The sequence below is a fragment of the Microvirga sp. genome, from assembly GCF_014699075.1.
GTDB lineage: Bacteria > Pseudomonadota > Alphaproteobacteria > Rhizobiales > Beijerinckiaceae > Microvirga.
Genome location: NZ_JACXAB010000101.1, coordinates 1 through 10501 on the forward strand (window position 1 = coordinate 1; position 10501 = coordinate 10501).

Consider the following 10501-nt stretch of genomic DNA (forward strand, 5'->3'; position numbering starts at 1 on the left):
ATTCGTGCCAGAGCATCTTGGAATGCGAGCTTTTGGTCGGGACCCCTTCGCGGAGGGCATTGTGGCCAGCGGTCATGCGTACCGGCTCAAGTCCTCCGCTCCGTTCTGGAAGCGGGAGCATCATGCCGATGGCAAGGTCGGGGAGTGGGTGGAGGCAAAGGTCTCCGACGAGCTGGCCATGAGGTCTGGGACGATGCTCCCGAGCGTCGGGAGCATCGTCCCCATCGAGAGGCCCATTGCACGAGGCGCCGGAAGGGCTAACCTCCCGTCAAAGCAAAAGTGAACTGGAGGGATGGTCGTGAAGCTGCCATTGGACGCCCTCGATCCTGGAATGCCCTTGATGGACCCGTTCGGCCGGGCGATCACATACCTGCGGGTATCGGTCACCGACCGCTGCGACTTCCGCTGCGTCTATTGCATGTCGGAGCACATGTCTTTCCTTCCCAAGCAGGACCTGCTCACCCTCGAGGAGCTGGATCGCGTCTGCTCCGTGTTCGTGGACAAGGGAGTGCGCAAGCTGCGCATCACCGGAGGCGAGCCTCTGGTCCGGCGGGACATCATGTCCCTGTTTCGGTCGCTCTCGCGCCACCTGAAAGCCGGAACACTTGACGAACTCACCGTCACGACCAACGGCTCGCAGCTCGCCCGCTATGCATCGGAACTGGCCGCCTGTGGAGTAAGGCGCATCAACGTGTCCATGGACACTCTCGATGCGGACAAGTTCCGCCGCATCACCCGCTGCGGTGACCTGGGCAGGGTGCTCTCAGGGATCGACGCTGCGCAGGCAGCCGGTCTCAAGGTCAAGATCAACACGGTGGCCTTGAAGGGCGTCAACGAAGACGAGATCGAGCGCCTCATGGAATGGGCGCACGGGCGCGGCATGGGCCTCACCCTGATCGAGGTCATGCCGCTCGGCGACATCGAGGCGAGCCGGCTCGACCAGTTCCTGCCGCTCTCCGTCGTGCGGGCACGCCTGTCGGACCGCCATACGCTTGACGACCTCGACGAGCGAAGCGGCGGCCCCGCACGCTACGTTCGGGTCAAGGAGACGGGCGGGAAGCTCGGGTTCATCACGCCGATGACACATAACTTCTGCGAGAGCTGCAACCGGGTGCGGCTGACCTGCACAGGCCAACTCTTCATGTGCCTCGGCCAGGAGGATGCTGCCGATCTTCGGACGCCGCTGCGGGTCTCGGAAGGGAACGAGCGCCTGGAACGGACCATCATTGAAGCCATCAGCCGCAAGCCGAAAGGCCACGACTTCATCATTGATCGCCGCGATCGTCCGGCGGTCGGACGCCATATGAGCGTGACGGGCGGCTGAGATGCCGCCTCCCGTTGACAGCCCTAGTGGCGCCCCTTGTGGCCATGTCCATGACCGCCCGATGCCTGATAGCCTCGTAGTTCGCCGTAGCGCCGGCCCTGCTCAGGGGTGAGAACGTTAAGCGTCGAGAGGTGATAACGCAGATGAGCGAGCCGCAGGGCAGCCTGCGTCGCACCAATCTCCGCCGTCGTCGATTGAAGGCTCACGGGCGTTACCGCCTTGGTGGCGAACTGCCGGTCGAGATCAGTCTCCTGCGTGATCAGGCGCTCGCCCAGGGGAATGGCCTCGGCCTGCATCGCGGCATGGAGCTCCTGCACGCGGGTGCGCTGATCCTCGGTCAGCCGGAGCTGGTCGCCCAGTTCGAGGACATGGACAGGGCCGGGGTAACCATTGAGTTCGGCTGGCAGCGCGAGACCCATGCCGCGTCCGGCACGCAGATCGGCGATCTGCTGGTCGGACAGCGCCTTCACGGTCCGCTGCTCCAAGCCGGCATAGGGTGAGGCGGGCGCATGTTGGGCATGGGCTGAACCCACGGCAGCAAGAAATGCGATGAGTGCGAGAGTTACGCGTGGCATCGACGGTCTCCAGGTGAGCAGGGTAGAGGTGTTCATGCAGTCCGCGTTCACAGGGGCATGGTGGCAATATAGATGGCCAGCATCAGCAGGACGCAAACTCCCGAAGCACCGACCAGCCATGGGGCAAGCTGGCTCCTGTAGTGCTCTTCCAGGCGTCTTTGGTGCTTTCGGCGGGACATTGTCGGCTTCCTTCCCGTGGAATGGCGCATGGTGCCGTGTCAGCCGGATCATACCCTGTTGCTGCCGGCGCCACGACCCAGAACTGGAGCAGTCGCAAGGTGGCTGGAATAGGGACGCCTGCCGTATTTCCGTACGAAAACCGGGTTCTACTCCCTGGCGGCGGGGGCGAACCAAGGAGCAAGCCGATGGAAACCCGCATCGATGAGATCGGCGATGGCATCTACCGCCTCTCGACCTATGTGCCGGATATCGTGCCGCCGGCCGGCTTTACCTTCAATCAGTTCCTCGTCCTCGGGGAGGAGCCGCTGCTGTTCCACGCCGGGTTCCGCAAGATGTTCCCGCTGGTATCGGAAGCCGTGTCCCGGCTCATGCCCGTCCGGGATCTGCGCTGGATCACGTTCGGCCACTACGAGGCCGACGAGTGCGGCGCCATGAACGAATGGCTGGCGGTGGCCCCGAACGCGGTGGTAGCGCACGGGACGACGGGGTGCCTGGTGTCGCTGAACGACATGGCCGACCGCCCGCCGCGCATTTTGGCGAACGGCGAGGTGATCGACCTTGGCGGCAAGCGCATCCGCTACATCGACACGCCCCATGTGCCGCACGGCTGGGATGCCGGGGTGATCTACGAGGAGACCAGCCAGACGCTGTTCTGCGGCGATCTCTTCACGCATCTCGGCAACGGTCCCGCGCTCACCGAGAGCGATATCGTTGGGCCCGCTCTTGCGGCAGAGGACATCTTCTACGACACGAGCCTCGGCCCGAGCATTGCCCCGACGGTGAGCCGGCTGGCTGACCTGACCCCGCGCACCCTGGCCCTGATGCACGGCTCCTCGTTCAACGGTGATGCGATCACGGCCCTGCACGATCTGGCTAATGCCTATGACAAGCGCCTGCGGACCGCGATGACTGAGGTGTCGGCCTGAACGTCAGCCCCTCCGCGCGGTCACCCACAGCAGGCCGACGAGACCGAGGTTCAGGCAAGCCAGTGCGGCTAGAAGGCGGAGCGCTGCATCAGTGCCGCCCCATTCAATCAGGATCGCTCCGATCGACGGCGAGAGGGCCTGGGCGAGCAGGCTCGGCATGGCCAGCTTGCCCATGAGCGACGCTTAGCCGAAGAGGCCGAACAACGCGAGCGGCAGCGTCCCCTTGGCGATAGAGCCGATCCCGTTGCCAGCCCCGTAGAGCGCCAGCGCCAGGGCGAGGATCGGGAAGCCCACGACCAGAAGGATCACTCCGGCCGCAACCAGGGCAACGGAAGCCACCATGGTCCAGATCGGGTGGTAGTGACGTCCGAACGCCATCTCCACGATCCGCGCCCCGACCTGCGACGGGCCAACCAGTGCGCCGAGGGCAACCGCCGCCGCGAGTTCCAGCCCACGGGCTTGCAGGAGTGTCAGCAGATGCACCCCGATCATCGAGGCGGTCACCGCCCCAAGGGTCAGAACGGTGGCCAGCAGCAGGAATGCCCGGTTGCGTCTGGATCCGATCAGCGTCTGCGGGGCAGGGGCTTCAGGGGTGTCTCCGGACGGCTTGGCATCCGGCTTGACCGGGCCGATGCCGGGCAGGACGAAGGCGTGCAGCGGCAGTGAAATGAGGATCTGGATCGCGGCGTAGACGGCACAGGCGCCGCGCCAGCCGAAGTGCTCGACAAGCCAGGCGCTTAAGGGCCAGCAGACCGTGCTGGCAAAACCGCCCCACAGCGTCAGGGTGGTAATCGCGCGTCGGGCATCCTTCCCGTACAGTCGGCCCAGCGTGGCGAAGGCGGCATCGTAGAGCCCGATCCCATGCCGACGCCCATCACCAGCCAGGCTATTAGGTAGACGGGGAGGCTGTGGGCCAGAGCCAGGGTGGCGAGGCCTGACCCGAGGAGGATCGAGCTGGCGACGAGAACCGGACGCCCACCCTTGGCATCGATGGTGCGCCCGACCTTCGGTGCCACCAGGCCGGCAGCGAGGAGGCCGAGCGACAGTCCGCCCACGACCCAGCCGAGCGACCATTCGGTGTCGGCGGTAACTGGACGGGCGAGCACCGCCGGGATGTAGAAGGACGATCCCCAGGCAAGGATCTGTGTGATCCCGAGGGTGGCAATGACCACCCCCGGGCTTGGCTTCGGCATAGCAGGATCACCTGCCAGGAGTTCGGTTGCGGGGTTCGACACCTGCGGATCTCAGCAGCAGCCTGCGGGTTCCGCAACCTTCTCCGATGCTTTGCGGCCGGATACATCTGCGGAGCCGCAGCCACAGCCGTCCTTGCCATCTGCCTTGGCAACTGCGTCCGTGACGCAGCACGCGTCGACGGCCACCGGAGCCGGACCGCCGCAGCAGCCGGACGATGCCGCCGCTGCGACCGGGGCAAGGTTGGTCGAGCACACCCCTGTCTCCGGCAGCACGAGATGAATGTCGTCCGCTGCCGCAAGATCCCCTGCGATGGCCGCCACGACCGATCGCACCTGCTCATAGCCCGTGAGCATGAGGAAGGTCGGGGCCCGGCCATAGCTCTTGATACCGACGGTATAGAAGCCCGGCTCGGGATGGGCGAGCTCGCGGTGGCCGTGCGGCGGGACCGATCCGCAGGAGTGCAGGTTCGGGTCGATCAGGGGGCCGAGTGCCTTCGAACTCTCCAGCCACGAATCAAGGTCGAGGCGCAGTTCCCGCGTGAGGTTCAGGTCCGGGCGCTGTCCGGTCGTGACCACGATCCGGTCGACCGGACCGACCTCGCGGACGCCGTCCGCGGTTTCGCCCTCGAGGGCGACTTGGTCGCCGACGGTCTTGACGCGAACCACGGAGAAGCCAGCGACCAGTGTAATCCGTTCACTGTCAACGAGGGCCTTGAGCCTGGAGCCGAGTTCGCCCCGGGCGGGGAGTTGGTCGGCGCGCCCGCCGCCGTAGACCCGCATCAGGTTGGCCCCGCGGGTCACCCACACGATCGACGTCGCGGGATTACGCTCCGCCAGCTTGGCCAAGTCGATGAGGACGTTGGCGGCCGAGTGCCCGGCGCCGACCACAAGGATTGCCTTGCTTTCGTAGGCGGCGCGGTCGCGCCCGAGCACGTCCGGGATGCCGTAGACGATGCGGTCCGCGTTCTCCGCTTCGCCCTCGGCGAGGATGCCTCCCGCGCCCAAAGGATTCGGAGCCGTCCACGTCCCGGAGGCGTCGATCACGGCCCTGGCGAGGTCGCGCCGGATCGTGCCGTCGCCGTTCGAGACGGCGAGCACGAAGGGCTTGGCCTCGCGGCCCTTGCTGAGCACCTTGTCGGCGCCCTGGCGGGTGATCGCCTTCACCTTGGCATTGGTTTCGATCACGGCTGCCATCTCGGGCGTGTCGGCGAGCGGCTTGAGGTAGGCCTCGTACAGGTCCGAGCCCGTCGGCATCGCCTTGCCGGGCGGCTCCTGCCAGCCGTGGGTTTGGAGCAGCGCACGCGCCGCCGTGTCGGTGTTGTACTCCCACGGCGAGAACAGGCGTACGTGGCCCCAATCACGAACATTGGCGGCAACGGTCTCGCCGGCCTCGTAGACCTTCACGGGCAGCCCGCGCTGGATCAGATGTGCCGCGGCAGCGAGACCGACCGGACCTGCGCCGATGACGGCAACGGGGAGACTTTCGACTGAGGTCATTGGAAAACTCCTTGTAGGTCAGCAGCAGGAGGCAGGCCGGGGAGCGAAGCCGTCGCGCACGCGCTCGATGAACACGCGCCCGTGGCAGCACAGGATCTTGAGCATCCGCGACGGATCGCGGTAGAGGGGATGGGCCAAAGCAGCAACCACGTCTGTCCGCTCAAGGCCGATGTCGCGCAGCAGATGGTCGTCCAGCTCGCCGAGGGCGACGACCTGCCGACGGTTGCGGAGCGCACGGGCGAAGCGGAGGAGGGTGGGGAGGAAGCCTGGCATTTGTGTCTCCTTTCATATTTCCGGTATCATAGAAATAACGGGCAAAAATATATCAGGCGGCGTTCTCCGCCTGGGTCGAGCACTTGGCATCGGCGCAGCACTCGTCGGCCAGGAAGCCGATCAAGCCATCCATCGCCGGGTAGCTGGCCCGGCAGATCAGGGTCGTGGCCTGCCTCTCCTGCGTGACCAGCCCAGTCAGCAGGAGCCGCTGGAGGTGGTGCGACAGCGTCGATCCCGGAATGCCGAGGCGCTCCTGGATCTGCCCTACGGGTAGGCCCGCTTCGCCTGCACGGACGAGGGTGCGGTAGACCTGGAGCCGGCTGACGTGCCCGAGCGCTTCGAGCTGCTTTGCTGCTTGTTCGATGTTCATGGAAATAATCTGGACCTGAACTCAGTTGATGTCAAACGGTATTTCGAAAACTTTCGAATAATGCAACGATGATTTCGCTTCAGGGCTTCCCGCCGTTCGCGGATGAGCGGTCCCGGGATGGTACTCACCGACCAGCATCAGGGACGCCGAACCCGGCCTGACGCCGTACCTGCCTAAGGACTTGAGCGGCAGGGAATGCTTGCGCCGGTCCTGCCTCAGGTCGGCCGGAACGCCTGAACGACGATTGGATCGGTTTCGATTCGCGCCGCTCCGATCAGCTCGAGGCGGTACGGGATGGCGGGGAAGACGGCGAGCAAGGTCACCTGGATCGAGGACGGCTTGACGGGGCAGTTGACGATCAGCGCCTTCCCCCAGATTCCGGTGGTCTATCGTGAAAGGATCGCGGTCGGCACCTGCTCCAAGCTCTTCCGGCGAAGAAGCTCCCCGAAGCCTGGCACCATCTTCTCGCAGGCCGCCTCGGTGCCCTCAGGGGTCAGGTCGCGCGGCGCTGGCCCCGTGCCGCCGGTCGTCAACACGAGGTCACGTCCAGCCTGGTCGACGAGATCGACCAGGGCGTCGCGCACGCTCTCCAGACCATCGGGCACGATGCGAGCCACGGCCTCCCACCGTGAGGACAGGATTTCCTCGAGCGTCGCCTGAATTGCCGGGCCACTCTCATCCTTGTAAAGTCCGGCACTCGCCCGATCCGACACGGTCAGGATGCCGATCCTTGCGGGACGTTCGGACTCAGTCACTGCATGGGCCCTTTCTGACCGCGGCTTTCCAGAAGCCGTATGCTCCATGACACGCCATCGACCGTGAGAAGCATCTGCCGGGGAGCCAGGCACATGGTCTCGAGGTGATGCCTACTCGGCTGCCTTGATCTCGTGGCTCATGGCGGCTGCTGCAAGACGCTTGGCTTCCTTCTCGGCCGTGTCCTTGCGCTCGCTGTAGCGGTCTGTGAGGTAGTCGGAGCGGTCGCGGGTCAGCAGCGTGAACTTCACCAGCTCCTCCATTACATCCACGACGCGGTCATAGTAGGAGGACGGCTTCATCCGCCCGGCCTCGTCGAACTCCTGGAAGGCCTTGGCGACCGAGGACTGGTTCGGGATCGTCACCATCCGCATCCAGCGCCCGAGCACGCGCAGTTGGTTGACGGCATTGAAGGATTGCGAGCCGCCGCAGACCTGCATCACGGCGAGCGTGCGCCCCTGCGTCGGGCGCACCGAGCCCGTGGCGAGTGGGATCCAGTCGATCTGAGCCTTCATCACGGCGCTCATGGCACCATGGCGTTCCGGGCTGCACCAGACCTGCCCCTCGGACCAGAGCGACAGCTCGCGCAGCTCCTGCACCTTGGGATGGTCACTGGCGGTGGCGTCCGGCAGCGGCAGGCCATGCGGATCGAACACGCGCGTCTCGGCGCCGAAGTGCCGAAGCAGGCGCTCCGCCTCCAGCGTGAGGAAGCGGCTGTAGGAGCGTTCTCGCAACGAGCCGTAGAGCAGGAGGATGCGGGGAGAGTGCGTCGACGGCTTCCCCGGCTCCAGCCTGCCGAGGTCGGGTACGTCGAGGACCGAGAAGTCCATGTTGGGGAGGTCACTCACCGGGCTGGACTCCCTGCTTGGGGCTAGCCGCAGACAGCCTGTGACGCACGGCACCGCGCTCGTACCAGCCCTGGCTGCGGTTCACGATCCACACCACGGACAGCATCACGGGCACCTCGATCAGCACGCCGACGACCGTAGCCAGCGCCGCGCCCGAGTTGAACCCGAACAGGCTGATGGCGGCGGCCACGGCCAACTCGAAGAAGTTGCTGGCACCGATCAGGGCCGAGGGACCGGCAACGCAGTGCTGCTCGCCAGCCATCCGGTTGAGCAGGTAGGCCAGTCCGGAGTTGAAGTAGACCTGGATCAGGATCGGCACCGCCAGCATGGCGATGATTAGGGGTTGCGCCAGGATCTGCTCGCCCTGGAAGCCGAATAGCAGCACCAGCGTGGCGAGCAGGGACACGAGTGACAGCGGCTGCAAGACCCGGAGCAATCCGGTCAGGGACGCCTCGCCACCGTTTACTAACAGGCGTGAGCGCAGGAACTGTGCCAGTACCACCGGGATGACGATGTAGAGCCCGACCGAGAGCAGGAGCGTGTCCCACGGCACAGTGATTGCGGAGAGACCAAGCAGCAGGCCCACGATGGGTGCGAAGGCTACCACCATGATGATGTCGTTGAGCGCCACCTGTGACAGGGTGAAATGAGGCTCTCCCTTGGTCAGGTGGCTCCAGACGAACACCATCGCCGTGCAGGGCGCCGCCGCCAGGATGATCAATCCGGCGATGTAGGAGTTGATCTGATCAGCGGGCAGGTAGGGCTTGAACACATATCCAATGAAAAGCCAGCCCAGTGCCGCCATCGAGAACGGCTTGACGGCCCAGTTGATGAACAGGGTCACACCGATGCCGCGCCAATGCTCGCGCACCCGCCCCAGCGAGGCGAAGTCGATCTTGATCAGCATCGGAATGACCATGAGCCAGATCAGCGCCGCCACTGGCAGGTTGACCTTGGCGACCTCCAGGGAACCCACGGCCTGGAAGACCCCGGGGAACAGATGACCGAGGGCGATGCCGGCCACGATGCACAAGGCGACCCAGAGGGTCAGGTAACGTTCGAAGATGGACATGCTGGATCCTTCAGGCGGTGGCCGCGCCGCGTCCAGAGGTATCAACGACGATCCCGCCGTCCTCCTTGACGAATTCGCCTTGCTGCGGCGGCAGGAGGTCGAGGACCTCCTCGGACGGACGGCACAGTCGCACGCCCTTCGGGGTGACGACGATGGGACGGTTGATCAGGATCGGGTGCGCCATCATGGCATCGAGAAGCTGGTCGTCCGTCAGGGACGGATCGCCGAGGCCGAGTTCCTTGTAGGGCGTGCCCTTCTCCCGGATGACGTCGCGGGCGGAGACGCCCATGCGGTCGATGAGGTGGCGCAGCAGGAGCCGGGTCGGCAGGGTCTTTAGGTACTCGATGACGTGCGGCTCGATCCCCGCGTTGCGGATCAGGCCGAGCGTGTTGCGGGACGTGCCGCAATCCGGGTTGTGGTAGATGATGACGTCCATGGAAAAGCCTCAGGCTTGGCGGCGGTCGAAGGGGAGCACAGTGCCCGAGGTTGCGCCCTCGAGGCGGCCGATCTCGCTCAGGCGATGATTCAGCGCGACCTGGTCGAGACTCGACATCGGCAGCGGCAGGAAGGCGGAGATCCGGTTCTTCAGGTATTTGGCGGCCTGGACGAAAGCCCGTTCCTTCTCGATGTCGGTGCCCTCGACCGCGGCAGGATCCTAGATGCCTCAATGGGCGGTTGCCGGATGGCCCAGCCACACCGGGCAGGCCTCGCCCGCGGCGCTGTCGCAGACGGTGAAGATAAAGTCCATCACGGGCGCATCCGGTCCGGCGAACTCATCCCAGCTCTTGGAGCGGAAGCCATCGGTCGGGTAGCCGAGGCTGTCGAGTACCTTGAGGGCGAACGGGTTGACGGTACCCTTCAGCTGGCTGCCTGCGGAGAACGCGTTGAAGCGGCCCGCACCGCCCTTGCGCAGGATACCTTCGGCCAGAACCGATCGGGCAGTGTTGCCAGTGCATAGGAACAGCACGTTGTAGGGACGGTCAGCCATCGAGGGTCTCCTTCGGGGAACAGCAGGGGGCGAGGGCGTCGATCAAGGGAGCGCACACGCCGGGGTGGCCGCCGCAGCAGTCCTTAAGCAGGAAGGTCACGACCTCGCGAAGCCGATCAAGGTCGGCGCGGTAGATGATCGAGCGGCTCCAGCGCTCGGAGCGGACGAGACCCGCCCGGGAGAGGATGCCGAGATGGCTCGACATGGTGTTGTGCGGGACCGCCAGCTCCCGGGCGATGTCCCCCGCCGGGAGACCGTCAGGCTCGTGCCTCACCAGCAGACGGAAGACGTCGAGGCGGGTCGGTTGGGCAAGTGCCGCGAGCGCAAGAATGACGTTCTCTGATTCCATTTGTCGAGACTTATGGAATAAACGCGAGGATTGCAAGCGTAGCGTCGCTTGGTGCGGCCTCTTGTAAGGACCGCTTCTGATGCTGTGGACGGCTCCTACCCCGCGGTGAGGTAGCATGGCTGCTTCGAGCAGCCAGGAGCCCAGGAGCAGCCC

At 65.3% G+C, this 10501-nt stretch carries 11 protein-coding genes and 4 pseudogenes; 3 read left to right on the forward strand and 12 right to left on the reverse strand.

What is annotated here, in order from left to right; genetic code table 11:
- Positions 1-283 (forward strand): annotated as a pseudogene (locus IC232_RS32790) (hypothetical protein); the annotation flags it as partial.
- Positions 284-331: 48 nt separating this feature from the next.
- Positions 332-1324, forward strand: coding sequence for a GTP 3',8-cyclase MoaA (moaA, locus tag IC232_RS31965; protein WP_246812532.1), 993 nt, complete (start codon positions 332-334; stop codon positions 1322-1324).
- A gap of 23 nt (positions 1325-1347) precedes the next feature.
- Here the strand turns inward: moaA and IC232_RS31970 are convergent, their stop codons facing one another.
- Positions 1348-1899 carry a Spy/CpxP family protein refolding chaperone gene (locus IC232_RS31970; protein ID WP_190848982.1) on the reverse strand — a complete coding sequence of 184 codons (552 nt, stop codon included), beginning with the start codon at positions 1897-1899 and terminating at the stop codon, positions 1348-1350.
- Between the two features lie 47 nt (positions 1900-1946).
- Positions 1947-2078, reverse strand: a complete 132-nt coding sequence (locus tag IC232_RS33040; RefSeq protein ID WP_281413462.1) for a hypothetical protein — start codon at positions 2076-2078, stop codon at positions 1947-1949.
- A 186-nt stretch (positions 2079-2264) separates the two neighbouring features.
- Here IC232_RS33040 and IC232_RS31975 point away from each other — a divergent pair, with 186 nt between their 5' ends.
- A complete protein-coding gene (locus tag IC232_RS31975) occupies positions 2265-3005 on the forward strand; it encodes an MBL fold metallo-hydrolase (protein ID WP_190848983.1) in 741 nt (246 codons plus the stop codon).
- A 3-nt stretch (positions 3006-3008) separates the two neighbouring features.
- Here IC232_RS31975 and IC232_RS31980 read toward each other — a convergent pair.
- From IC232_RS31980 to IC232_RS32025, 10 genes and pseudogenes are all read right to left on the reverse strand, one after another.
- Positions 3009-4198, reverse strand: a pseudogene (locus IC232_RS31980) (MFS transporter).
- Between the two features lie 51 nt (positions 4199-4249).
- Positions 4250-5695: an NAD(P)-binding domain-containing protein gene (locus IC232_RS31985; RefSeq protein ID WP_190848984.1), complete on the reverse strand. Its 1446-nt coding sequence runs from the start codon at positions 5693-5695 to the stop codon at positions 4250-4252.
- 18 nt (positions 5696-5713) lie between these two features.
- On the reverse strand, positions 5714-5968 hold the full coding sequence (locus tag IC232_RS31990; protein ID WP_190848985.1) for a DUF1127 domain-containing protein: 255 nt from the start codon (positions 5966-5968) through the stop codon (positions 5714-5716).
- A gap of 52 nt (positions 5969-6020) precedes the next feature.
- A complete protein-coding gene (locus tag IC232_RS31995) occupies positions 6021-6338 on the reverse strand; it encodes an ArsR/SmtB family transcription factor (RefSeq protein ID WP_190848986.1) in 318 nt (105 codons plus the stop codon).
- A gap of 215 nt (positions 6339-6553) precedes the next feature.
- Positions 6554-7093 (reverse strand): annotated as a pseudogene (gene mog / locus IC232_RS32000) (molybdopterin adenylyltransferase).
- Positions 7094-7204: 111 nt separating this feature from the next.
- Positions 7205-7921, reverse strand: a complete 717-nt coding sequence (arsH, locus tag IC232_RS32005; RefSeq protein WP_190848990.1) for an arsenical resistance protein ArsH — start codon at positions 7919-7921, stop codon at positions 7205-7207.
- 10 nt (positions 7922-7931) lie between these two features.
- Positions 7932-9011, reverse strand: coding sequence for an ACR3 family arsenite efflux transporter (arsB, locus tag IC232_RS32010; protein ID WP_190848987.1), 1080 nt, complete (start codon positions 9009-9011; stop codon positions 7932-7934).
- A 10-nt stretch (positions 9012-9021) separates the two neighbouring features.
- Positions 9022-9447, reverse strand: coding sequence for an arsenate reductase (glutaredoxin) (arsC, locus tag IC232_RS32015; RefSeq protein WP_190848988.1), 426 nt, complete (start codon positions 9445-9447; stop codon positions 9022-9024).
- 9 nt (positions 9448-9456) lie between these two features.
- A pseudogene (locus IC232_RS32020) lies at positions 9457-9999 on the reverse strand (arsenate reductase ArsC).
- The gene (locus IC232_RS32025; protein WP_190848989.1) at positions 9992-10348 is read right to left on the reverse strand and encodes an ArsR/SmtB family transcription factor; all 357 of its coding nucleotides are present in this window, start codon (positions 10346-10348) and stop codon (positions 9992-9994) included. Before IC232_RS32025 ends, IC232_RS32020 begins: the two are co-directional and overlap by 8 nt.
- Between the last annotated feature and the right edge of the window lie 153 nt (positions 10349-10501).